This is a genomic window from Paraferrimonas haliotis, assembly GCF_002282895.1.
GTDB classification, from domain to species: Bacteria; Pseudomonadota; Gammaproteobacteria; order Enterobacterales; family Shewanellaceae; genus Paraferrimonas; species Paraferrimonas haliotis.
The window spans coordinates 131,308-154,384 of the sequence record NZ_NRRB01000005.1 but is presented as its reverse complement, the minus strand read 5'-3'; the positions used below and the strand labels follow the sequence as shown (position 1 = coordinate 154,384).

Below are 23,077 nucleotides of genomic sequence, written 5' to 3'. Positions count from 1 at the left end.
GCGCCAATAGGCGCTCGCATGAATTTCCTTACGGTTACTGTAACTTAAGCCATACAGTTATTCGTTAGGTGCTTCCGAGGGCGTAACAGCGTCGTCAGTTGCAGAGTTTTCTGAGTCGACAATATCTTCATCCACTTGGATTTCGTCAATTCTTTCTAAACCAACTACCAACTCATCATCGGCAGTGCGAATTAAGGTTACCCCTTGAGTATTACGGCCCACCGAAGAAACACCTTCTACCGGTGTACGTACAAGCGTACCCTTATTACTGATTAGCATGATCTCATCGGCATCATTGGCTTGAACCGCACCTACAACGGCACCGTTTCGCTCACTGACTTTAATGGATACCACACCTTTGGTCGCGCGACTCTTCGCCGGATAGTCTTCTAATTTGGTACGCTTACCGTAGCCATTCTCAGTAACCGTTAGAATCTCACCATCGCCATTTGGCACAATTAATGACACTACTTTTTGGCCATCTTCCAAGCGAATACCGCGAACACCTGTTGCCGTTCTACCCATCGGGCGTAACGACAGCAACTCTTCACCGGTTTCCTCATCAATTTTCACCAAACCAGTTTCGGAATCTCGCAATTTTTCATTAAAGCGAACCACTTTACCGGCATCAGAAAACAGCATGATGTCGTTACTACCGTCTGTGATGTCGACACCGATCAGCTGGTCACCGTCTTTAAGATTCACCGCAATAATACCGTTCGCTCTTGGGTTGCTGTAGGCTGTTAGTGCTGTTTTCTTAACCGTACCATGCGCAGTAGCCATGATAATGTACTTATCGTCCTCGTACTCTCGTACCGGAAGAATGGCAGTAATTCGCTCTTCATCGCCAAGCGGTAACAAGTTAACAATCGGTCGTCCACGAGCGGTGCGGCTAGCCAACGGCAATTGATACACTTTGAGCCAATACATTTTGCCAGCATCCGAGAAGCACAAAATCGTATCGTGGGTGTTGGCAACCAACAAGCGTTCTACAAAGTCTTCATCTTTAACTTTCGTAGCCGCCTTTCCTTTACCACCACGACGCTGAGCTTGATAATCAGTCAGCGGCTGATACTTCACATAGCCAAGGTGAGACAAGGTAACCACAACATCTTCTTCATTAATTAAGTCTTCTAAACTGATGTCGTGAGATGCATCGGTAATTTCCGTTCGACGCTCATCACCGAAATCATTAACAATGACTTCAAGTTCTTCACGAATCACTTCCAACAGACGCTCAGGGCTTGTCAGAATATGAATCAAGCCAGCAATTAATTGCAGCAACTCCTCATATTCGTTGAGAATTTTCTCATGTTCCAAACCGGTCAATTTGTGAAGACGCAAATCCAAAATTGCTTGCGCTTGTTGCTCGGTTAAGAAGTACTTTTCATCACGGATACCGAACTCAGGTTCCAACCACTCAGGACGAGCGGCATCATCGCCCGCTTTTTCCAGCATAGCTCTAACGTTGCCCAAATCCCAACCACGTTGTTGCAACTGCAGTTTTGCCTCAGCGGGAGTGGCTGCATTTCGAATCAGCTCGATAATGGGATCGATGTTTGCCAGCGCTATCGCCAACGCTTCTAATACGTGGGCTCTATCTCTGGCTTTGCGCAATTCATAAACGGTACGACGAGTAACCACTTCACGACGGTGTAGCAAGAACTCTTCTAACATTTCTTTAAGGTTAAAGAGTCTTGGCTGACCATTACCCAACGCCACCATGTTGATGCCGAAAACGGTTTGCATTTGGGTTTGCGAGTACAGGTTGTTCAGTACGACCTCACCCACTTCGCCACGCTTCACCTCAATCACTACTCGAAGGCCGTCTTTATCGGACTCATCTCGCAGCCCTGAAATGCCCTCAAGCTTTTTATCTTTTACCAGCTCCGCAATTTTCTCAATTAGGCGCGCTTTGTTTACCTGATACGGGATCTCGGTAACAATAATGCGCTCTTTGTTGTTGCTGTCGGTTTCAACTTCAGCGCGAGCACGCATGTACACTTTACCGCGACCGGTATTATAGGCATCAATAATTCCTTTACGGCCACTGATGATACCCGCCGTCGGGAAATCAGGACCAGGAATGTATTCCATTAACTCAGCAATGGTTAACTCTGGGTTATCAATCAGCGCCAAACATCCACTAATGACTTCTCGCAAGTTGTGCGGCGCAATATTAGTGGCCATACCAACGGCGATACCAGAAGACCCGTTAACCAACAGGTTAGGTACACGAGTCGGCAATACTTCCGGAATAAACTCGGTGCCATCATAGTTGGGCACGAAATCAACGGTTTCTTTATCTAAGTCAGCCAGCAACGAATGGGACAGTTTATCCATTCGTATTTCGGTATAACGCATTGCAGCTGCGGCATCGCCATCAATGGAACCAAAGTTACCTTGGCCATCCACTAAGGTGTAGCGCATCGAGAAATCTTGTGCCATCCGTACAATGGTGTCGTACACGGCACTATCACCGTGGGGGTGATATTTACCGATGACATCACCAACGACACGTGCCGATTTTTTATACGGCTTGTTAAAATCGTTCTTTAATTCGTTCATGGCGAACAACACGCGACGATGCACAGGCTTTAAGCCATCTCTAACATCCGGTAGTGCTCGACCTACGATTACGCTCATGGCGTAATCTAAATAGGAGCTTTTTAGTTCTTCTTCGATATTAATCGGCGTAATTTCAGTAGCCAGATTTGTCATAAATCACTCATTCCCCAGTTGAGAACCATCGACGCTCTTCTTTTTCCATTTGTCGACGGATTAACATGGAATGATACCACACAGAAATCCTTTGACTAGTACCTTTAGCCCTCTATGAAAGCTCAGTTATCTCGCTATAATGGGCAAAGTTCTCACAATAACAATTTTAGGCTGTAATTCATGTCCCAACCTTTGAACTTTGATCCCGAAGAAATAAGCAAATTTGAGAAAATGGCGGCTTCTTGGTGGGATCCAGAAGGTGATTTTAAACCTTTGCATCAACTTAACCCTCTAAGACTCAATTATATTGATCGAGAATGCGGCGGTTTGTTTGGCAAGAGAACCATCGACATTGGTTGCGGTGGCGGCATTTTGTCTGAAAGCATGGCGCGCCTAGGTGCACAAGTTGAGGGCATCGACATGGGGCGAGAGCCATTAGAAGTCGCCAAACTTCATGCTCTAGAAAGCCAAGTACAAGTTGATTATCAGCAAATGACCGCGGAAGAGAAGGCCGCTAAAAGCGCAGGCCTTTATCAAGTAGTAACCTGCATGGAGATGCTCGAACACGTTCCAGAGCCTGCATCTGTGATTAGCGCCTGTTTTGATTTGTTAGAAGAAGGGGGCATCGCCTTTTTCTCAACCATAAATAGAAACGCCCTCTCCTACATACAAACCATTGTTGGGGCGGAGTACGTTTTAAAGCTGTTGCCGGTTGGCACCCACGACCACAGCAAGTTCATTACGCCTTCAGAACTCATACGCTATTGTGATAACGCGGGTTTTGTTACCAAAGGAAGCATGGGGATTCAGTACAACCCAATAACTAAGGTGTTCAGTTACACCCGCAAGTTAGATGTCAACTATATGATTTGTTGTGAAAAACAAGGATAACCCCATGTCACAAGCCATTCTTTTTGATATGGACGGAACCTTAGTCGATACCGCCGTCGATATTGTCGATGCCTTAAATTTAGCGCTGCAGCAGCACGGCTTCCCTCAAGCGAATTTCGATGATGTCCATCAATACACCAGCGATGGCAGTCGCGGTCTGATTAACGCCGCCGTGGGAGCGCTGGATGAGCAGCGCTTTACGCAAGTTCAGCAGAGTTTGTTTCAACACTACTTATCAACTAATGGCCGAAGTGCCCAGCTCTATCCCGGCATAGCTCGACTACTGGAAATCTGCGACAGTAAAGGCATCGCTTATGGGGTGATCACTAATAAGCCGGCTCGCTTTAGTCGACCATTGCTTCAACAGCTGAACTTGGATAAACGCTGCGCTACCATCATTAGCGGTGACACCTGTCTTAAAGCGAAGCCATCAAGCATGCCAATGCGCTTAGCGGCCAACCAAACCCAAGTCGATTGTAAAAACACCTGGTACCTTGGCGATGCACGCCGAGACATCGAAGCGGCATTGGCGGTTGGCATGCACCCGGTTGCGGTAAGTTGGGGCTATATCAAAGCTGAAGATCCCATTGCCTCTTGGCCACAACATACAGTAATTGATTCGCCGCTAGACATGCTCGACTTAATCAAGTAGCCAAACTTTCGCCAGTTGATTAGGGAGCGGTTTATGGCAAAAAAAATCTTTTAATAGCGCTTGATTTTAATGAATCCCTAATAAAATTTTGATGTTAGGGTTAGTCGTCACTAACCCTTGTTAAATTCATGCTAAAAAAACCGCTTAAATATCCTAATTGGCATGACAATTGATCCTTGCAAACGATCGAAAACCTCATTATCTTGTACCTCAGGCGTATTAAACACCCATATGTTGTGTAATCAACAAAGTATCAACACAACGGGAAATTATCGTCTTAACACAAGGATTGAGACCATTAATAGGGACGTATGTGGCTTAATTGGCTCAAAAAAGACAACCAGCCCTTGAGACTTTCAAGGCATAAATACAACGGGCATCATATCAATGAACAACAAGTTGACTGTCACCAAGCGCTGTGGTGAACGTGAACCTTTGGATCTGGAAAAACTGCATAAGGTTATTACCTGGGCAGCAGAAGGACTCGATAACGTCTCCGTCTCTGAAGTGGAACTCCGCTCCCACATTCAGTTCTTCGATGGCATCGAAACCGAAGCGATTCACGAAACTATTATTCGCTCTGCTGCGGATTTAATAAGCGCTGAAACCCCGGATTATCAATACCTTGCTGCCCGCCTAGCCATTTTCCATCTTCGTAAAAAAGCCTACGGTCAGTTTGAACCACCAAGTTTATACGATCACGTCACTCAAATGGTGGAAACGCACCGCTACGACGCTCATATTCTTGCCGATTATGATAAAGCGGAGTTAGATGAACTAGACGAGCATATTGATCACTGGCGTGACATGAACTTCTCCTATGCGGCCGTAAAACAACTTGAAGGCAAGTACTTGGTTCAAAACCGCGTAACCGGTGAAGTCTTTGAAAGCGCTCAATTCCTTTATATGTTGGTTGCTGCATGCCTGTTTAGCCACTATCCAAAGGCGACTCGTTTAGATTACGTGAAACGCTTCTACGATGCGGTATCGCTATTTAAGATTTCGTTACCCACTCCTATTATGGCCGGTGTCAGAACCCCTACTCGCCAATTTAGTTCTTGCGTATTAATTGAGTGTGGCGACAGTTTAGACTCGATTAACGCCACCGCATCGAGCATCGTTAAATACGTGAGTCAGCGCGCCGGCATCGGTGTGAATGCGGGACGAATTCGCGCCTTAGGCAGCCCTATTCGCGGTGGTGAAGCGTTTCATACCGGCTGTTTACCGTTTTACAAATACTTCCAAACCGCGGTTAAAAGTTGCTCACAGGGCGGTGTTCGCGGTGGCGCGGCGACCTTGTTTTACCCAATGTGGCACCTTGAAGTTGAAAACTTGTTAGTGCTTAAGAACAATCGCGGCGTGGAAGAAAACCGTGTGCGCCACCTCGATTACGGCGTTCAAATTAACAAGCTCATGTATCAACGCCTTATTAGCGGCGGCGACATTACTCTATTCAGCCCATCGGATGTACCAGGTCTGTACGACGCCTTCTTTGAAGATCAGCCAAAATTCGAAGAATTGTATCTTAAGTACGAGCAAGATGATTCCATTCGTAAAGAGTCCATTAAAGCGGTTGAGCTGTTCTCATTAATGATGCAAGAGCGTGCTTCTACCGGTCGTATTTACATTCAGCATGTGGATCATTGCAATACCCACAGCCCGTTTGACAGTAAAGTTGCACCGGTTCGACAGTCCAACTTGTGTCTGGAAATTGCACTACCAACTAATCCTCTTAGCAACGTCAATGACGAAAGTGGCGAAATCGCGCTATGTACGCTGTCAGCCTTTAACTTAGGCGCTATCGACAAGCTTGAAGAACTCGAAGAGTTGGCGGATCTTGCGATACGCGCGCTCGATAGCTTATTGGACTATCAAGACTACCCTATTCCGGCCGCGCACAAAGGCTCAATGGATAGACGCACCTTAGGCGTGGGCGTTATTAACTTTGCTTATTACTTGGCCAAAAACGGCAAGAAATACTCTGACGGCTCCGCTAATAATTTAACCCATAAAACCTTCGAGGCGATTCAATATTACTTGTTGAAGGCTTCTAACAACTTGGCCAAAGAATTGGGCGCCTGCCCTAAATTTAATGAAACCAATTATGCTAAAGGGATCATGCCCATTGATACCTACAAGCAGGCCCTTGATGACATTTGCGACGAACCCCTACATTTAAACTGGGATGAGCTACGCCAGCAAATCCAAGCCCATGGTCTTCGCAATTCAACGCTGTCGGCGTTAATGCCTTCTGAGACTTCGTCACAAATGTCCAACGCCACCAACGGCATTGAGCCTCCCCGAGGCTTAATTTCAGTGAAAGCGTCTAAAGATGGCATTTTGAAGCAAGTAGTACCAGAGTTTGAAACCTTACAAGACCAGTATGAATTACTTTGGGACATGCCGGGGAACCGTGGTTATTTGGAGCTAGTCGGAATTATGCAGAAGTTTGTTGACCAAGCAATTTCAGCGAATACCAGCTACGATCCGACTCGTTTTGCCAATTCGAAAGTGCCCATGCAAGCTCTGTTACAAGACCTACTCATGAGTTATAAGCTTGGCCTAAAAACGCTTTACTACCACAACACTCGCGATGGTGCCTCAGAGCAGCATCAAAACAGTGGTGAAGATAAAGAGGGTCAAGGCCGAGCGCTGGAAACCGTAATTCAAGAAGATGACGATTGCGCCGGCGGTGGGTGCAAAATTTAATGGAGCTTAAACAATGAGTTATACCACATTTAGCCAAACCGCTAACGACCAAATGCGTGAGCCTATGTTTATGGGCCAACCGGTTAATGTTGCGCGCTATGACCAGCAAAAACATGAGATTTTTGAAAAGCTGATTGAGAAACAGCTGTCGTTTTTCTGGCGTCCAGAAGAGGTAGATGTTTCTAAAGATAAAATCGACTTTAACCGGTTGCCTGCTCACGAGCAGCACATCTTTTTGTCTAACCTTAAATACCAGACACTGTTGGACTCCATTCAAGGTCGTTCGCCAAACGTAGCTTTGCTGCCATTGGTTTCCATTCCGGAATTAGAAACTTGGATTGAAACTTGGGCGTTTAGTGAGACCATTCACAGTCGCTCCTATACTCACATAATTCGCAACATCGTTAACGACCCAGCGGAAGTATTCGATGACATCGTAGTAAATGAACACATTGTTGAGCGTGCCGGCGATATCGCAGGCTACTATGATGATTTGATTAAACTGACTCAAGTTTATAACCTTCATGGCGAAGGTAGCCATGAAATCGACGGTGAAATCATCGAAGTCAATCCCCATAAAATAAAAACCGCTCTGTACTTATGCATCGCGTCGGTTAATGTTCTTGAAGCCATCCGCTTTTATGTGAGCTTCGCTTGCTCGTTCGCGTTTGCAGAGCGAGAGCTGATGGAAGGTAACGCCAAAATTATCCGATTAATTGCTCGTGATGAAGCGCTCCACCTAAATGGCACTCAAGCCATGCTGAACATCATGCGTAACGGACGTGACGATTTGGAAATGGTGCAAATCGCCATGGAGTGCGAAGATAAAGTTCGACAAATCTTTATCGACGCAGCCGAGCAAGAGAAAGAATGGGCCCGCTACTTGTTCAAAGACGGTTCGATGATTGGTCTAAATGAGCAAATATTGTGCAGCTATGTCGAATACATCACTAATCAACGCATGAAATCGGTAGGCTTAGAGCCAGCCTTTGAAGCAAAATCGAATCCGCTACCATGGATGAAGAATTGGTTGGAAAGCGATGCTGTTCAAGTGGCACCGCAAGAAGTTGAAGTGTCTTCTTACTTAGTTGGTCAGATCGACTCCGAAATCGATATGGCCGCACTAGAAGGCTTTAAACTCTAACCTCCATGAGTTGGATTTACCTAAAAGATAAGCGCCCTATTTTCTACGTAGACGACAGCAAAACCTTGCTTGAGACCTTAGAAGATAACAAAGTAGACAGTTATAGTGAGTGCCGCAATGGCTATTGTGGCACCTGTCGACTAAAGTTACTTAACGGTGAGGTGCATTATCCTGAAGAGCCCATCTCTCATGTTGAGCAAGATGAATGCTTACCTTGTTGCTGTTACCCAAAAAGCGACATTGAGCTGGAAATTGATTAACTCATGCCTAAGCCGCTTAATGTAAGCGGCTTAATTGTTTATCGTGCCACCGACTCAGTAAAACCAACGCGCAAATGGCCCCCACTAAGGCCATAGCCATGTCTGACTGAGTATCCCACTGATAACCTTGGGTCCCCAAAAAGGCTTCTGCCGACTGACCACTCAGCTCGGCAACCCACCATTCAATAAGCTCGTAAAATGCGCTAAAGGCGAGACAAATACTGATCACTATGTAGTTAAGCCAGGCGCCTCCTTGAACAACACGGTTACGCAGCAAAATTTCTCGAGCCGCCAATGCCGGCACAAAGCCTTGCATAAAATGGCCAATTTTATCGTAGTTATTTCGACCATCTAAACTCAACCACTCGAACCCCGGCACCTCGGCATAAGTGTAATGCCCACCAACCATTAAAACAATCGCATGTACTAGAATGCCAATGCTCAGTAATTGGGTCAGCGGAAACCGCCGTGCCGTAGCTATCATGATAACTAAGACAATGAGCGCAGGAACCACTTCTAAAAACCAGGTAAAGCGGTCATAGGGCTCTATGGCCGACCACAAAAAAACCGCCGAAAAGACAATTAACCAAAGTATCATTGGTGTTTTACGATATACCATTAGTGTTCCTTCTTGGCGATGCTTTTATGGATTCGGTACAAGTCCATCAACGCCGCACTGCCGTACCATGGCTTCATTTCGACGACCAGAGAGCCGTGTTGAATGGCTGGATCGTCGGCCACCAATTTTTTGGCCTCATCGACGTGGGTGACATCAAAGATATAAATACCTCTCAGTTCACCTTCTTCTAAAAAGGGGCCTGCTAATACGAGCTTGCCATCTTTCGCTAGCGTGCGAATCGTATTTAGGTGCCCACGCTGCAGCGCAATCGCTTCTTCCTCAGGCAAGTCGCGGTTGGGACCTTTGTATAAAAATGCCATTACGTATTGCTTCATACCATAATCATCGGCTCCAAAGGATTTCGCCAACTGCTGGTCATAGTTCGTCGCAGTAGCCGATGGCGCGATGAGCAAGGCGAAAAAAATAACAGCAGATAGGCTTACGTATTTCATAGTTGGTCTCCTTTGGCTGCATTCACAGAGTCTTGCAGGGGCGAACCTTTAGGTGTTTGCTTACGGCGGTGCCATATCAATGCGCTGGCGATTATCAATAGCCCCACCGCTACGAACAAAACCGGTAGCCAAATACTGTCCTTAAACAATTCATAAGCTAAATAACCAAGGTATAACAAAACTCCGATTACGCCCAAGGCCATAAAGCTTCTAATGGACAACCAAACCCCGACGCCGAGGAATGCGATATTGACCACAGCGTAAATCAACCGACTAGTATCTGAGCTTGCGTGTTGCAAGGTTAATCCAAGCCAGAAGAAGTACCCCCCTAGCAGTAACAAAGTTTGCCACAACGAATAATGAAAACTGTCTTTAGCGCTGCGCCAATAGGCAATCACCATTAACACCAAGCCGTAGACCATGGTCAGTTGTGCCGACTCTTCCCAACCAAACCGACCGGGAAATGCATCAGTGATTTCCAGAATCAATATCCAAACGGCAACGGTTAATGGCGTCCACCAAAGCGCATGAGGCTCGCGAGACGCTAAGGCGGCACAACTTACCGCGAATAACACCAATAAAATCAAAACTTCGCTGTCGACTTGAGAGGTGGCAATGTGGTCGCCTTCCCACCAGCCTACACCAACAAAAACCCCAAACCAGAATAATGGGACACAAGCGGCTAGGAATAATCTTACCAACACTTTAATTAAGCCTTGCTCTGGTTGAATGAGCCAGCGATCAATACCGAAAGCAACCGCAGCATAGGCGAGCGTCAGCCCCGCTACCCCAAAACCGCCCCAGTGCTGCCAGCCTAAATCTATAAACAACCATAATGAGAACAGCCCGATGGCGGCCCCTAAATAAATCAAAGCGCGCGTAATAGAAACGGTTTCATGATGTTCGCTGAGAATAGGCAGTAATGATTCGGCCTGCTCCTGTGTGATTATCCCTTGATGGACCCCTTGTTGTAACTTTTGCTTTAGCATCGCTGCAACTCCAAGCTTTATTTTTACCTATTGTCCCTTTGTTACTAACCCTAAACCGAACCGAGATGATAGGCAAATCCCGTTAATCATCCTATAGTTAGCTAATTAGCAAACAAGTCTCTATAATAGCCGCCGATTTTAGAAGACGCCGGGGAGCGCGCAGTGCAATTAACCGATTTAGGGTTAGACCAACGATTAAACCGAGCCATCGACCATCTAGGATTCAGTGAAGCCACTGCAATCCAAGCACAAGCGATCCCGGTGGCGATGAGTGGCCGAGACTTGCTTGCCTCCTCTAAGACCGGCTCTGGAAAAACCTTAGCCTATTTGTTACCGGCATTGCAGCGCTGTTTAAAAACGAAAGCCCTGTCTAAACGCGATCCTAGAGTTGTGATATTGGCACCGACTCGAGAACTGGCAAAGCAAGTGTTTGCTCAACTGCGTTTGTTTTTATCCCCCAGCGGCCTCAAAGGAACCTTGATATTAGGTGGCGAAAACTTTAATGACCAAGCCAAGGCGTTGGCAAAAGATCCGCATTTTGTGGTAGCCACCCCAGGACGCATCGCCGATCATCTGCAAAAACGTCACCTGTATCTAAATGGGCTTGAGCTGTTAATTCTCGATGAAGCGGATCGAATGCTTGACCTTGGGTTTGCTGAGCAATTAAAGCAAATTCATCAAGCCGCAGATCACCGCCGTCGCCAAACTTTAATGTTTAGCGCCACCCTCGAGCACTCAGAAATGCAGCAGTATACTCAGTCATTTCTGCGAGAGCCTGAGCGCGTTGCCATTGGCTCGGCTCAACAAAGTCATGGCGATATTGAGCAATCGCTTCTGTTGGCAGACCATTTGGATCATAAAATGGCCCTGCTTGACCGTTACCTAGGCGACACCAAGGTTAAGCAGGCGATGATATTTACCGCCACTCGCGATGACACCAATAACCTAGCGAACCACCTACAGAAAAAAGGTCTTAAGGCTGTTGCTTTAAGCGGAGAGCTCAATCAAAGCGCTAGAAACCGCATCATGGATGAGTTTGCTCGTGGTCAACACCAATACCTGGTGACCACAGATTTAGCCTCTCGCGGTTTGGACATCACTAACGTGAGTCATGTGATAAATTTTGACATGCCCAAGCATGCTGAAGAGTACGTGCACCGCATTGGACGAACCGGTCGCGCTGGCTCCAAAGGGGTTGCCCTGTCTTTGATAGGTCCGAAAGATTGGAACAGCTACTTGGCGGTTAAAGACTTTGTCGCCCTTCCCAAAGCCTTTATTACCTTTGAGGGGCTAACCGGTAAATTCAAAGGCCTTAAACCGAAAAAAGTCGTTAACGCTCAAGTATGGTCAAAATCAACCAAAGCGCCTGCGACTAAAGCGGCGCAATCGAAACCGCGCCGCGCTCGCGACAAAAGCTTTAGCACAGCAATCGACGTTGGCGATACACCATTGCTTCGTAAAAAGCCAAAACCGGCTTCCGAGCTGATTGAAGACGACAATGAGCCTCAAGATAACTAAAAAAAGCCCGCTTAATCAGCGGGCTTTTTTGTTATTGCGGTTGTTTAGATTGCGGCAGTATGAGGTTCAATAGAATGGCGACAATGCCACACAAGCCGACCCCTTTTAGGCTGAATTCGCCAAAGCCTATTGCCATGCCGCCGATACCAAACACTAAAGTGACCGAGACAATAACAAGGTTACGCGAGTCATTTAAATCCACTTGATGACGAATCAAAGTGTTTAACCCAATGCTGGCAATCGCGCCAAACAATAGGCACATAATCCCGCCCATAACCGGTACCGGTATCGACAACAGCAAGGCCCCAGTTTTGCCAATAAAGGCCAGTAAAATGGCAAACACCGCCGCCCAGGTCATGATTCTAGGATTAAAGGTTTTGAGCAAAGAAACCGCACCGGTTACTTCGCCATAGCTGACCACCGGCGGTCCACCAAAACTGGCGGCGGTCATGGTGGCGAAACCATCCCCCATTAACGAACGATGAATGCCCGGCTCTTTTACGTAGTTTTTACCGGTGACATTAGAAATGGCCATGATATCGCCAAAGTGTTCAATGGTGACAATTAAACCAATGGGAGCGATGAACAATATCGCCTGCCAATTAAACTCAGGCGTCACAAACTCTGGCATCGCAAACCAAGCTGCTTCGCCAACGGGGGTAAAATCAACCAGCCCGTAGGCCAAACTGGCAAGATACCCCACCACAACACCGCAAATAATCGGCATTAACCGCAGCAAGCCCTTACCAAATAGCGACACAGCAACTGTGGTGGATAACGCTAAAAAGCTAATGAATAGCGCGGTGCTTTGCTCAACTAACACGGTTGAGCCATCACCGCTTTTACCCAACGCCATGTTAACCGCAACCGGCGCCAATGCCAGTCCTATCACCATAATAACCGGACCCACTACCACAGGCGGCAGCAGCCGTTCAATAATGCCCACACCGCGAGCTTTCACCAAGGCGCTCACCACCAAAAATACAGCGCCCGCGGCCATTAGCCCAGAAAGTGTGGCAGGTAAGCCAAATTGTTGGATCCCTAAAATAATCGGCCCAATAAAGGCAAACGAGCTACCTAGAAATATCGGAATTTGTCCTTTGGTGCAAATCTGAAAAATTAAGGTTCCAACCCCTGCCCCCAGCAGCGCTAGATTTGGGCTAATTCCAGTTAACAGTGGTACTAAGGTTGTCGCACCAAAAGCCACCAGTAACATCTGTGCACCCAGTAATGGCGTTCTCATATCAGTTCCTTTGCGTGGTTTTACTCAACGTGTTTATAAAGCATTATCAACACCGACAATACGAATTCGACTGCCTTGGCGTTGCTCATCTATTTCTAACCGAATCGTCATTTGCTCTTTCAATTCAGCGACATGGGAAATGATTCCAATGGTTCGGCCGCTGTGCTGCAAATCAATTAAGGTTCGTATGGCAAGATCCAACGATTCAGGGTCTAAGCTGCCAAAGCCTTCGTCAATAAACAAGGTATTTAAACGAATACCACCGGCATAGGATTGCACCACTTCTGATAATCCTAGCGCCAGTGACAAGGCCGCCATAAATGATTCGCCCCCAGACAAGGTAGCAACGGAGCGCGTGCGACCTGTGTAGCTGTCTTCCACTTCAAGTTCTAAACCCGAGGCTTTGTTGCCCTTCGCCCGCTGAGACTTTCTGAGCAGCTGATAACGGCCTTGGCTCATAATTAACAATCGCTGCGAGGCTTGTATTAACACATCATCAAGCAATACGCTTAACACAAAACGTTGTATGCTGACTTTGTCACTAGAGTGACCGCTAGCCACATCGGCTAAAGTGCCAACCAGTTCATATTGGTGCTCCAGCGCCGAGAGTTTAACTTGGGTTTCTTGAAGTTTTTGTTGCAACGAAACCAATTGCTTTTCAGCTTGTTGATGTTGGTGATACTCGTCCAATGCCAGTTGATGGGCTTGTTGGCTATTTTGTAGCGCTGACTGCAATGGCTCAAGCGCAAGCGGCTGTTTCTCCTGAAGCTCGTTGGCCAACTGTTGAATCTGTCCTTGCAGCGTATGCAATCGCTTATGATAGTCGTCAATTGCAGTACTCCATTGCTCTATCTGTTGTTGCTGTTGTCGTGCCTGTACGAATGCAGCTTCCGTAGCGAAGTCGCTTTGTTGCAGTGCTGATTGCCAGGTAAGCTCGGTTTGTTCGCAAGCCTTGTTGCGATTTTCCAGTTGTTTCGCGCTCACCACAATCTGTCCCTTTAAGTGGGCGATGGATTGTTCACTTTGTTTCAGTTTGTCATCCAGTACTCGAGACTGAGCTTGTAATGACTCTATCGTCGATGTGCAGTGATTGATTTGCTGGGTTAAGTCGTCTAAGTCTGGCATCGACTCCGGCAAATGCTGTTCTAGGTCTAAGCGCTGTTGCTGGATGACCGCAACCGCTTTCTCTTTCTCTAAGGCTGTCTTAGTGTTATTTTCCAGCTCGGTCGCGAGCGGCTTTTCTTGCTCTAATAAGTTATCCCGCTGCTTGGATAATTGTTGTTGCTGTGTTTCGGCGCTTTGTAGCTGCTGGAATAAGCCAAGGTGCTGTTGCTCCAGTTGTTGCAACTGCTGTGGTTGTAGCTGCACTAATTGCGGCCATTGCTGCTCGAGCCCTTGTAATTGCTCTTGTAACGCTTGTTGCTTCGCTTTGGTAGAGCCTCCCCGCGCCTCCAGTTCCAATAAGCGCTCGGTGGCTTTAGTAAGCTCATTACTGGCGTGCTCAAGCATGGCTTCAGAGACCGCTTCGTCATTTTGGGCTGGATTAGGGTGATCTAAACTGCCGCATACAGGACACGGACTATCTTGCTGCAATTGCTTGGCAATACTGGCGGCTTGGTTTTGGTGCCAACGCATCTCTAAAGTGCGCTGTTGACGCTGCAATTGAGTCACCTGCTCTCGCGAGGCCATATAGTCGACCCGTTGCTGATTTAACTGCGTCGAAAGCAAGCTAATCTCGGTGACTAATTGCTGCTTTTTATCAAATGCCTTTGCCAACGCCCCAGTGTCATGCCACTGGGTTACTATCGATTGGCTCTTGGCTAATATTGGCGTGAGGGCTTTAAGCGCTGCCTCACTGTCATGCAACTGCTGGCGGAGAGTTTCGTGGGCTTGGCGACTTCGTGAAGCTCTATTTACTGCCGTTTGGTGGGCGTTTTGTGCTTGGATTAGTTGCTGGTCAAGTTGCTGCCAACGCTTCCTGAGGGTTAGAGACTGCTCTAAGCCCGCGAGCTGTTTTCGTTGGTCAGCGATGGCTTGATCAAAATTTCCACATTGCTCGCGCTCCTGTAACACCATCTGATGATCTTGCTGTTGGCGTTGCAATCGGCTCTGCAGCTGTTGCTGCTCATCACTGGTTTCCTTTAATTGAGAGAGGGCCTGTTGCCAAGCGCTATAATCCGCATCCATCAACTGAGCGCTTTGAGCCAAGCTTAAACGACTTTGTAACTTTGTTATGGTGTCATCTTGCTGTCGAAGCTTGCTGAGCTGTTGTTGTAACGCATGTAACTGTTCAAACTTTGTTTGGGTTGTGGTAGCCGCATCCAAAGTTGCTTGAGCACGGCTAAGCTCTGCTGTTTTGTTTTCTAGATGGGCCTGTGCAGCGGCGACATTATCAGTCACTTGCTGCATCTGAGCGGTCAGTTGTTGTCGGCTCTCAAGCTCTGCACTGGCCAACAGCCCCTGCTCTTGATTAAGAAGCTCGGAGCGAGTTCGAACAACCGTGGCAGCTTTCTCCTTTAGGGCCGTTTCTAAGCGTTGATAGATTTGGGTTTGAAACAGCTGCGAAAAAATTTTTTCTCTGTCTTTAGAATCCGCCAGCAACAGTTCCCGAAACTTACCTTGGGGTAATACCATCACTTGCCTAAATTGCTGTACCGTGAGTCCAGTCAATTGCTCCACTAGCCGAGTAACCGTAGCGGAGCGCTTGGGTTCCAGTAATTTTGGGGCTGTGTCGTCAAAGCATTGCTGCAACCAGGCTTCCGTTTTATGTTCGGTAAAGCCATCGCCACGCGCTTTGGGTTTAAACTGAGTCGGGCTTCTATTAATGCAATAGCGTTTATCAGCGATGGCAAATTCAAACTCTACAAACGTTAAATCACTATTTGCTGCGTAATCACAACGCATTTGAGACGCCTCTCTTTCAGCACCGGTCGTTTGCCCATACAACGCAAAACAAATGGCATCTAATAGCGTGCTTTTACCAGAGCCGGTATTACCCGCAATTAAGAATAACGGGTTGTCGCCAAGCTTCTGAAAATCAATCGTTTGCTTTGTTGCAAACGGCCCAAACGCTTGGACAATCAGTCGAATAGGACGCATCCATAATTCCTTTTAAACGTCTTGCTTGTGCAGATCAGTTAACAGTTCAGTGAGTAACGAACGCTGCTCGTGAGTAAGCTCTCGACCCAGCGACTGTTGATAAAAATCCGCAAACATCGACAACTCACTTTGCTTAATTTGATCATTTGCCTGAGGACGATTGGGTATTTGCCCTAACATCCCAGGCTTTTCAAGATGAAGAATGTTGGGATATACGCTGCGCAATTTATTCATAGCATCCATGATGGCATGGGTGTCGGTTAATCTAACCATGAGGTAATCGTCAGCATTCGGGTCTTCCTTAGCCTGCTCGATTAACTCAGCCATTCTTCCTTCAACAACCCGCATCCTGCGCTTGGGTTGCAGCGGCAATTGCTCCACGTTTGCTAAGCCTTCGTTATCTATCAAGACCAAACAACACCCTTTCTTATGGTGTTGCTCAGAGAAGCTGTAGGCCATTGGAGAGCCGCTGTAACGTATGTGTTTAGCTCCTCGATACTGGGCGCCATGTAAGTGCCCCAAAGCGACGTATGTAAAGTTTTGCATGGGCTCCCAAGCAACCGCATCACTGCCACCAATCGACAAAGGTCGCTCCGAGTCGCAACCGCTAGCGCCATCAACAAAACAGTGGCTAACTAATACGTTCGACTGAGACTCATCTAAAGTAGCTTTTATTTGTTCCACCAAAAATTGATGGGCTTGAGCGTGATGACTCACGTGACATTGATAGTGATGGCGAACTTGTAATGGTTCACAGTAAGGAATGCCGTAGACAAACGCTTGCTCGCCTGAAGCGTTGCTGACAATGATTGGTTCAAGCATGTCATCAAAGCTGGTTATAAAGTGTATGCCCTTATGCTTCAGCTGATTGGCGGCAAACCCTAATCGGGTAGCGCTATCATGATTGCCTGAAATCACGATAAGTTTAGCCTGACTTTGGCATCGAAAGCGCTCAATAAATTGATCAAATAAGGCCACTGCTGCGGCAGGTGGCACCGACCGGTCATAAAGATCGCCGGCAATAATCAGTGCGTCGGCTTGCTGTTCTATGACTTGCTGCAGTATTTGTTCAAGCCAAATGGCCTGATCGTCGAGTAAGGAGACATTGTGAAAACTTCGGCCTAAGTGCCAATCGGAGCTGTGAACTATTGTTATCATCTTCTGAATAATCTTTAAACACTTTGCACAAACTAGCGAATAGGGTCCAGTTTAACTAAGAGTTTGCTAATAATCAGCCTAAGTTTTTGGATATCGTTGACTCCCACCCGTTAATAGTGCATATTGGCGTCACCTGAGAGCTTGCTCCTAGGTGGGTTAAAAAAAAGTTTGGCTCTACTGTGCTAATCGCCACGAAGTCTTAAAGATACGTAGTGTTATTCGCAATGTGTAAAACCAGGATATATTTTTTTTAGCAAGGCAGCTCATTGCGAGCATCACAAAGTACGTTTTATTAAAGATTTAGGAGACTATTATGTCTGCAACTGGCGTAGTTAAATGGTTTAACGCTGACAAAGGTTACGGTTTCATTCAACAAGAAAACGGCCCTGACGTTTTCGTTCACTTCCGTAACATCGTTTCTGACGGTTTCAAAACCTTAGAAGAAGGCCAACAGGTTTCTTTCGAAATCGGCCAAGGCCAAAAAGGCCCTCAAGCTGAGAACGTTAAACCTGTATAAGGTTTAGTGCTTAGTAAAAAAAGAGTCCTCTTGGACTCTTTTTTTGTGGGTATTTTTTGGCAACTTAATCCGGGTCGCCTTCTTGATGTTGCATCACACCCCAGCCATCGGAGTAACCGTTGAAGCCTTTGGCAAACTCATCTAAACGCTCTTCTGAAATCACAATAGCGTCATAGTCAGGCACCATGTGCTTACTCACTATCAACTCCCAAAGCCCTTGCTCTTCATCTAAATGAACTTCTATAAAGGCACCGGGGTTGTCATCTTCAAATTGAGCCATGGCCGACTCAGCATCGCTTTGGTCTTCAAACATCATAAAGAAATCAATGTCTAAACTTTGATCTAAGGACATGCCCGCATCGGCCATCGCCTGCAGCATTTTGCCATTATCGTCGTCTGGAAAATTCATAGGTTTGACTCCCTAACAAGCTGTTGTCTATATCACTTGAACCTGATGCTCTTGAAAGCTCACCAGATCACCACTTTTAATTTTGTTACGTTTGCGGGTTTCCACCTGCTGATTCACGCTCACCATTCCCGCATCAATCATTTGTTTGGCTTCACCACCGCTCGCGGCCCAGTCGATTGCCTTCAATAATTTGAACAATTCGATAAACTCTTGCTCGTCAGTCAGTTGAAATTGCTGCACCTAAACGCTTCCTGTAATAAACTAAGCGGACAGTATACTGTGTAACTCTCTTTATGGCTAAAAATCCCGTCTATCAATTGGCTCTCGCTCACATAAACGACTGTCATTCACACTTCGATGCGAATCGACAAAGCTTAGCGGTTACGCTCAATGATACCTCCTACCGATTAAACACCAATGTGGGCGGTTATGCGGCGATTAGCGCAGCGGTACAACAACACTTTAACGGTCACTCCTGCCCTAACCTGTTCCTTCACGGAGGGGATTGTTTTCAAGGCACCCTTTACTACAGTGTTTATCGTGGTTTGGCCAATGCCCATCTGCTAAACGCCCTGCAATTAGATGCAATGGCAATAGGTAATCACGACATCGACCCTGGAAATCAGGGCCTAAAGCCCTTTCTTGATGAGCTGAATTTTCCAGTTGTCGCGGGTAATTTGGATCTCAGCCAAGAGTCTCCAAGCAAAACCTACGCCCTCAACAATCATCCGAATTTGTTGCACTATGACCCCAACGAGCAGGTCGCACTGATAAAACGGATTCCTTTTTACGATACTGAGTTGGCCATTGTAGGCGTGACCATAGAGCAAATGCATAAGGTCGCCACGCCCGATCCTGAATGCAATTTTTTACATGCTGCAAAGGTCATTAATAACACCGTAAAACAACTAAAAAGCGACGGCATTAATCACATTGTGGTGCTTTCTCATCTTGGCTTATCCCACGATAGAGACTTGGCAAGCGCTATTAAGGGCGTTAGTTTTATTGTTGGGGGGCATAGCCACTCGTTACAGGGAGATTTTAACCACATTAATATGGATCAAGGCTTAACCTATGGTGAGGTAATCAATGATATTCCGATATTTCACGCCGGTAAGTTTGCAGAATGCGTTGGCCTGAGCCTACTGAACATGGACGCCAATGGCAAAGTAATTGACGTTTTTGGGGGAAACCAGTTTCCACTTGCCGAGCCTTTCGAGCTTACGGTCAACAATCAACCGCTGCCGCCGTCGCAGGCTAACTCCATACTCAAGCGAATAATGGCGTTACCCGGATTGCAGCAGGTTCAGCCAGACGCCAGCATTGAAGCTATTTTAGAACAAAAATACCGCCCTAAACTTATTCAAATGGCGCAAACTAAGGTCGCGTTTGCCAGTAAAACCTTACACCATACTCGACTGCCCAGCGTTGGCTTACCCCAAGGCAGTGAAGTAGCGCCCATAGTGGCTCAAGGGTTTTATCGAAGCGCCCGTGACTTAGGTCATCGCGTTGATTTTGGCCTGCACAACGCTGGCGGCGTGCGCACGTCACTTATCGCGGGTGATTTAAGCCAAGCTGATATTGCGGGGCGCATGCTGCCCTTTATGATCAACCTGGTGGTTTATCAAATACAAGGCAACTACTTGTCACAGGTGCTCGAATCTGCGATAGATTCGGCCATCAATAATGGCGTTATCGGCACAGGCACTGGCAGTTTTCCTTATGGCTATCGCATCGGTTATCACTACGATGCCAGCGCGCCTTCAGGGCAGCGAATAACCAATTTACGTCTCTACAATGAGCAGGGGCAATGGGAAGAAGTAAACGCAGAACAACTCTACTGGGGCGTTTCTTCCGCCTATACGGCTTCTGGCAAAGAAGGCTACCAAGCGCTGTTAAATCGCGCCCAACAACACAGCCTTGATATTGCAATGGCGCAGTCTTTTATTGATTTGCTCAATCACCATGATTTGTCGCTTCTGGAGAATCACTTTCAACTTCAATTCACAGGACGATAAAAAACATGAACGCAGTTGAACAAACCCGTCAATGGCTTGAAAGTTTCATTGTAAAACTCAACATTTGTCCGTTTGCCAAACAACCTTTGGAGGACGGTCGCATTGGCTACTACGACTGCGACAGCGTCGAATTAGCCGATACACTGATGAGTTTGGCATCACAAATCGTGGCCCTCGAGCAAAATGACACGGTGGAAACCAGTCTGTTTATCTTATCTAAAGGCTATAAACACTTTGATGATTTTTTGGAGCTTATTGAATTCTCAGATGCATTGATTGATCAGCAACAATGGCGCGGTGCCTTTCAACTGGCTCACTTTCACCCGGGTTATCAATTTGACGGTTGTGATTTTGACGATCCAGCTAACCACACCAACCGTAGCCCATTGCCTACGTTACACATTATTCGAGAATCTAGCATTACCCAAGCTCATCAACTGCACCATGATTTAGAGTCGATTCCAGCCAGAAATATTGAACTGTTGCGTAAACTGGCAACGAAAAAAGAGCAAAAAAAACACCGCTAAAGCGGTGTTTTTTCATCTGGCTAGAATTAGCCGTGGCAATCAGCACACTTAGGGTCGGCAGCGTCTAATTGAGGCTTATCAGCAGCTGTTTGCTCGTGCATGATGTGGCAATCTAAGCAATTTAGAATACCTTCGTGAACGTCATGAGGTTCACCCATATCGCCCATATCACCATGACACTCAACACATGCAGCATTTTCTTGCGCACCGTCAGCAGAAGGGTCACCATCAACGTGACAGCTTTCACAGCCACCCATATCAGTGTGAGTATCTGCTAATACATCACCAGCCAAAGCGGCAGGCGACATTGCTAGAGCGGCTAAACCAGCACCAAAAATAGCGCTAAGTAATTTATTGCTCATGTAAATTCTCCATTACTTAGATACAAAAAAAACGCCCACAAGTGTACTTGTAGGCGTTTGATTAAACTGTGCTTTGCTTCACTGAACGCTAAGGTAATTCCTCAGTTATTCTGTGGTTATTACTCAGTTTTTCCTAACCGTGACAATCGGTGCAATTTGGATCGTCGGCATGATTTTCATGATTTGGCATTTCACCAACATTCATATCGTGCACTTTGTGACAATCGATACAACGAACCACGTCTTCGTGGGTTGGGTGAGGTTCAACCATTTCAGCCATTGGGCCGTGACAGTCAATACATGCACCGTTTTCATGGTTGCCGTCTGCCGATGGCTCTCCGCCGGCGTGGCAGCTTTCACACTCCGCCATTTCTGCGTGCATGTCGGCAATGGTTTGATCCGCAGCATATGAAACAGGCGCATATGCCATAAATCCTAGTACTAAGCTAAAGGCCGCAGCCAAAGTTATTTTGCTCACTTTTACGTCTCCAATGTAATTCAATCCTGCAGGGTTGAACTTCCAATACTGATAATGAAGTCTAGTTAATATTAGCTAAATTGAAAGCCGACTATTTTTAAACTTCGTTAACAAATTAACTAATAACCCCGTGTAAATCAAATTAAATCAGAGCCAGCTCACACTTTATGTGTGATAAAAACAAAACAAGGTAACCATCTGGTTACCTTGCTGTTTTTTGCTCACACTCGCTCAATTAAAGGAACGATTAACCTTGACGAAGACGAGCAATGCGCTTTTCTAATGGCGGATGACTCATTAACAGCTCGTTAATAGATTTTTTACCGGAGATACCAAACGCGGCCATTTGCGACGGCATGGTGCTCTCATGATTGTTTTTCAAACGCTCCAAAGCCGACGCCATTTTTTCACGTGAAGACAGTTTTGCACCGCCTTCATCTGCGCGGTATTCACGAATACGCGAGAAGTAAGCCACAATCATAGACGCCAAAATACCGAGCAGCATTTCCATTACGATAACCACCGCAATGTGAGCGAAAAAGCCTAGCCCTTCCCCTTCGTCATCGTTACCACGCAAAAAGGTATCAACCGCTCCGGCAACCAGTCGAGCAATGAACATAACAAAGGTGTTTACCACACCTTGAATAAGAGTCAGGGTTACCATATCGCCATTAGCAACATGACTCACCTCATGGGCCAACACCGCCTCCACTTGGTCACGACTCATGTTGTACATAAGCCCAGTACTCACTGCTACCAAGGAATTATCTTTACTCGGACCCGTTGCAAAAGCATTCATCTCTGGAGCATCGTATACCGCAACTTCTGGCATTTTGATGCCGGCCATTTGTGCTTGGCGGGCAACGGTTTCTAACAACCAGGCTTCATCAGCGTCCCTTGGCTGAGTGATCACCTGAGCACCGGTGCTTCTTTTGGCCATCCATTTCGATATCATTAAACTGATAATTGAACCACCAAAACCAAACATGGCACAGAAGAACAGCAGTCCTCCCATGGTTTGGGTATTCACCCCAAGTAAACTCATTACAATACTGGCAACCACTAGAATTGCCATATTGGTCGCTAAAAACAAAAAAATACGTTTCATTACTCTTCCTCTATTACGGAGAACTTCCATTTGCTTGAAGACATAATATGTCCGAAAAAACAGATTTCAAGGTTTACGCCATTAAACGGGCTTAAAAAGTTTTCTGTTCACAGAATTTCTACAAGGGCGCAACCTCAACCTTATAAAGTATAAGTAAGTTTTCCTGAACCAAGATTGACTTACTCTGTGGCAAGTGACAGGCT

The 23,077-nt window shown here is 46.5% G+C and carries 21 protein-coding genes; 9 read left to right on the top strand and 12 right to left on the bottom strand.

What is annotated here, in order from left to right; translation table 11 throughout:
* Positions 1–57 precede the first annotated feature (57 nt).
* Positions 58–2,721 (bottom strand): DNA topoisomerase (ATP-hydrolyzing) subunit A, encoded by a 2,664-nt coding sequence (gene gyrA / locus CLC91_RS11590; protein ID WP_095498928.1) that lies wholly within the window; start codon positions 2,719–2,721, stop codon positions 58–60.
* Between the two features lie 180 nt (positions 2,722–2,901).
* Here gyrA and ubiG point away from each other — a divergent pair, with 180 nt between their 5' ends.
* The 5 genes from ubiG (at position 2,902) to yfaE (ending at position 8,377) form a co-directional block, all read left to right on the top strand.
* A complete protein-coding gene (ubiG, locus tag CLC91_RS11585) occupies positions 2,902–3,612 on the top strand; it encodes a bifunctional 2-polyprenyl-6-hydroxyphenol methylase/3-demethylubiquinol 3-O-methyltransferase UbiG (protein ID WP_095498927.1) in 711 nt (236 codons plus the stop codon).
* Positions 3,613–3,616: 4 nt separating this feature from the next.
* Positions 3,617–4,264, top strand: coding sequence for an HAD family hydrolase (locus CLC91_RS11580; RefSeq protein WP_095498926.1), 648 nt, complete (start codon positions 3,617–3,619; stop codon positions 4,262–4,264).
* Positions 4,265–4,651: 387 nt separating this feature from the next.
* Entirely contained in the window at positions 4,652–6,973 is a 2,322-nt protein-coding gene (gene nrdA, locus CLC91_RS11575; protein WP_095498925.1) for a class 1a ribonucleoside-diphosphate reductase subunit alpha, read from the top strand.
* Positions 6,974–6,986: 13 nt separating this feature from the next.
* Positions 6,987–8,117 carry a class Ia ribonucleoside-diphosphate reductase subunit beta gene (gene nrdB, locus CLC91_RS11570; RefSeq protein WP_095498924.1) on the top strand — a complete coding sequence of 377 codons (1,131 nt, stop codon included), beginning with the start codon at positions 6,987–6,989 and terminating at the stop codon, positions 8,115–8,117.
* 5 nt (positions 8,118–8,122) lie between these two features.
* Positions 8,123–8,377 (top strand): class I ribonucleotide reductase maintenance protein YfaE, encoded by a 255-nt coding sequence (gene yfaE / locus CLC91_RS11565; protein ID WP_095498923.1) that lies wholly within the window; start codon positions 8,123–8,125, stop codon positions 8,375–8,377.
* A gap of 16 nt (positions 8,378–8,393) precedes the next feature.
* Here the strand turns inward: yfaE and CLC91_RS11560 are convergent, their stop codons facing one another.
* Genes CLC91_RS11560 through CLC91_RS11550 form a run of 3 tightly spaced genes read right to left on the bottom strand, consistent with a single transcriptional unit; the run spans position 8,394 to position 10,437 of the window.
* Positions 8,394–8,996: a DUF2238 domain-containing protein gene (locus tag CLC91_RS11560; protein ID WP_233132621.1), complete on the bottom strand. Its 603-nt coding sequence runs from the start codon at positions 8,994–8,996 to the stop codon at positions 8,394–8,396.
* Complete coding sequence (locus CLC91_RS11555) at positions 8,996–9,448, bottom strand: YciI family protein (RefSeq protein WP_095498922.1); 453 nt, start codon at positions 9,446–9,448, stop codon at positions 8,996–8,998. Before CLC91_RS11555 ends, CLC91_RS11560 begins: the two co-directional genes overlap by 1 nt.
* Positions 9,445–10,437, bottom strand: coding sequence for a hypothetical protein (locus CLC91_RS11550; protein ID WP_095498921.1), 993 nt, complete (start codon positions 10,435–10,437; stop codon positions 9,445–9,447). The genes CLC91_RS11555 and CLC91_RS11550 overlap by 4 nt, the downstream gene beginning before the upstream one ends.
* A gap of 162 nt (positions 10,438–10,599) precedes the next feature.
* On the opposite strand from CLC91_RS11550, the gene CLC91_RS11545 reads away from it, so the two are divergent.
* Positions 10,600–11,955, top strand: coding sequence for a DEAD/DEAH box helicase (locus CLC91_RS11545; protein WP_095498920.1), 1,356 nt, complete (start codon positions 10,600–10,602; stop codon positions 11,953–11,955).
* A 31-nt stretch (positions 11,956–11,986) separates the two neighbouring features.
* Here CLC91_RS11545 and CLC91_RS11540 read toward each other — a convergent pair whose 3' ends face one another.
* From CLC91_RS11540 to CLC91_RS11530, 3 genes are read right to left on the bottom strand one after another with little or no spacing between them, the layout of a single operon-like run.
* Positions 11,987–13,198, bottom strand: coding sequence for a uracil-xanthine permease family protein (locus CLC91_RS11540; protein ID WP_095498919.1), 1,212 nt, complete (start codon positions 13,196–13,198; stop codon positions 11,987–11,989).
* Positions 13,199–13,231: 33 nt separating this feature from the next.
* Entirely contained in the window at positions 13,232–16,297 is a 3,066-nt protein-coding gene (locus CLC91_RS11535) for an AAA family ATPase (protein WP_095498918.1), read from the bottom strand.
* 12 nt (positions 16,298–16,309) lie between these two features.
* Complete coding sequence (locus tag CLC91_RS11530) at positions 16,310–17,455, bottom strand: exonuclease SbcCD subunit D (protein ID WP_233132620.1); 1,146 nt, start codon at positions 17,453–17,455, stop codon at positions 16,310–16,312.
* A gap of 310 nt (positions 17,456–17,765) precedes the next feature.
* On the opposite strand from CLC91_RS11530, the gene CLC91_RS11525 reads away from it, so the two are divergent.
* Positions 17,766–17,972 (top strand): cold-shock protein, encoded by a 207-nt coding sequence (locus CLC91_RS11525; RefSeq protein ID WP_095498917.1) that lies wholly within the window; start codon positions 17,766–17,768, stop codon positions 17,970–17,972.
* A 64-nt stretch (positions 17,973–18,036) separates the two neighbouring features.
* Here CLC91_RS11525 and CLC91_RS11520 read toward each other — a convergent pair whose 3' ends face one another.
* Positions 18,037–18,381, bottom strand: coding sequence for a ribonuclease E inhibitor RraB (locus CLC91_RS11520; protein ID WP_095498916.1), 345 nt, complete (start codon positions 18,379–18,381; stop codon positions 18,037–18,039).
* A gap of 27 nt (positions 18,382–18,408) precedes the next feature.
* Positions 18,409–18,621, bottom strand: a complete 213-nt coding sequence (locus CLC91_RS11515) for an RNA-binding S4 domain-containing protein (RefSeq protein ID WP_095498915.1) — start codon at positions 18,619–18,621, stop codon at positions 18,409–18,411.
* A 53-nt stretch (positions 18,622–18,674) separates the two neighbouring features.
* Here CLC91_RS11515 and CLC91_RS11510 point away from each other — a divergent pair, with 53 nt between their 5' ends.
* A complete protein-coding gene (locus tag CLC91_RS11510) occupies positions 18,675–20,399 on the top strand; it encodes a bifunctional metallophosphatase/5'-nucleotidase (protein WP_095500453.1) in 1,725 nt (574 codons plus the stop codon).
* Positions 20,400–20,404: 5 nt separating this feature from the next.
* Positions 20,405–20,926 (top strand): DUF1415 family protein, encoded by a 522-nt coding sequence (locus tag CLC91_RS11505; protein ID WP_095498913.1) that lies wholly within the window; start codon positions 20,405–20,407, stop codon positions 20,924–20,926.
* Positions 20,927–20,952: 26 nt separating this feature from the next.
* On the opposite strand, the gene CLC91_RS11500 is transcribed toward CLC91_RS11505, so the two are convergent.
* The 3 genes from CLC91_RS11500 to htpX form a co-directional block, all read right to left on the bottom strand.
* Entirely contained in the window at positions 20,953–21,288 is a 336-nt protein-coding gene (locus tag CLC91_RS11500) for a cytochrome c3 family protein (RefSeq protein ID WP_095498912.1), read from the bottom strand.
* A gap of 133 nt (positions 21,289–21,421) precedes the next feature.
* Entirely contained in the window at positions 21,422–21,766 is a 345-nt protein-coding gene (locus CLC91_RS11495; protein ID WP_095498911.1) for a cytochrome c3 family protein, read from the bottom strand.
* 247 nt (positions 21,767–22,013) lie between these two features.
* Positions 22,014–22,874 carry a protease HtpX gene (gene htpX / locus CLC91_RS11490; RefSeq protein ID WP_095498910.1) on the bottom strand — a complete coding sequence of 287 codons (861 nt, stop codon included), beginning with the start codon at positions 22,872–22,874 and terminating at the stop codon, positions 22,014–22,016.
* Positions 22,875–23,077 lie beyond the last annotated feature (203 nt).

Excerpts from the sequence above, each read along its gene's own strand:
- gyrA (WP_095498928.1), bottom strand. The coding sequence starts at position 2,721 with ATGACAAATCTGGCTACTGAAATTACGCCGATTAATATCGAAGAAGAA.
- ubiG (WP_095498927.1), top strand. The coding sequence starts at position 2,902 with ATGTCCCAACCTTTGAACTTTGATCCCGAAGAAATAAGCAAATTTGAG.
- CLC91_RS11580 (WP_095498926.1), top strand. The coding sequence starts at position 3,617 with ATGTCACAAGCCATTCTTTTTGATATGGACGGAACCTTAGTCGATACC.
- nrdA (WP_095498925.1), top strand. The coding sequence starts at position 4,652 with ATGAACAACAAGTTGACTGTCACCAAGCGCTGTGGTGAACGTGAACCT.
- nrdB (WP_095498924.1), top strand. The coding sequence starts at position 6,987 with ATGAGTTATACCACATTTAGCCAAACCGCTAACGACCAAATGCGTGAG.
- yfaE (WP_095498923.1), top strand. The coding sequence starts at position 8,123 with ATGAGTTGGATTTACCTAAAAGATAAGCGCCCTATTTTCTACGTAGAC.
- CLC91_RS11560 (WP_233132621.1), bottom strand. The coding sequence starts at position 8,996 with ATGGTATATCGTAAAACACCAATGATACTTTGGTTAATTGTCTTTTCG.
- CLC91_RS11555 (WP_095498922.1), bottom strand. The coding sequence starts at position 9,448 with ATGAAATACGTAAGCCTATCTGCTGTTATTTTTTTCGCCTTGCTCATC.
- CLC91_RS11550 (WP_095498921.1), bottom strand. The coding sequence starts at position 10,437 with ATGCTAAAGCAAAAGTTACAACAAGGGGTCCATCAAGGGATAATCACA.
- CLC91_RS11540 (WP_095498919.1), bottom strand. The coding sequence starts at position 13,198 with ATGAGAACGCCATTACTGGGTGCACAGATGTTACTGGTGGCTTTTGGT.
- CLC91_RS11535 (WP_095498918.1), bottom strand. The coding sequence starts at position 16,297 with ATGCGTCCTATTCGACTGATTGTCCAAGCGTTTGGGCCGTTTGCAACA.
- CLC91_RS11530 (WP_233132620.1), bottom strand. The coding sequence starts at position 17,455 with ATGATAACAATAGTTCACAGCTCCGATTGGCACTTAGGCCGAAGTTTT.
- CLC91_RS11520 (WP_095498916.1), bottom strand. The coding sequence starts at position 18,381 with ATGAATTTTCCAGACGACGATAATGGCAAAATGCTGCAGGCGATGGCC.
- CLC91_RS11510 (WP_095500453.1), top strand. The coding sequence starts at position 18,675 with ATGGCTAAAAATCCCGTCTATCAATTGGCTCTCGCTCACATAAACGAC.
- CLC91_RS11505 (WP_095498913.1), top strand. The coding sequence starts at position 20,405 with ATGAACGCAGTTGAACAAACCCGTCAATGGCTTGAAAGTTTCATTGTA.
- CLC91_RS11500 (WP_095498912.1), bottom strand. The coding sequence starts at position 21,288 with ATGAGCAATAAATTACTTAGCGCTATTTTTGGTGCTGGTTTAGCCGCT.
- htpX (WP_095498910.1), bottom strand. The coding sequence starts at position 22,874 with ATGAAACGTATTTTTTTGTTTTTAGCGACCAATATGGCAATTCTAGTG.